Origin of the sequence: Rahnella rivi (genome assembly GCF_019049655.1) — a bacterium.
Lineage (GTDB): Bacteria > Pseudomonadota > Gammaproteobacteria > Enterobacterales > Enterobacteriaceae > Rahnella > Rahnella rivi.
In genome coordinates, this window is record NZ_JAFMOX010000010.1 from 1 (window position 1) to 273 (window position 273).

1 pseudogene is annotated in these 273 nt (G+C 57.1%); it reads left to right on the top strand.

Annotated features, from left to right (window positions below):
• Positions 1–273, top strand: a pseudogene (locus tag J1779_RS00045) (hypothetical protein); the annotation flags it as partial.

Here is a 273-nt window from a genome sequence, read left to right on the forward strand (position 1 = left end):
ATGACGTACAACGGAACGGACGCTGGTAACAATGCCTCGGGCTGGTATGCCGCTGATCTTATGTACGGCGCAGGCGGTAACGACACGCTGCAGGGAGGGGGCGGAAATGACGTGCTGAACGGCGGTGCGGGCAATGACTCACTTAATGGCAACAGCGGTGAGGACACCTACCAGTTTACTGCCGGGCACGGTAAAGACCATGTGTATGACTCAGCGGGTAGCGGTGAAAATGGTGATATTTTACGCTTCACTGGTGCGTCATCGGGCGCAGCC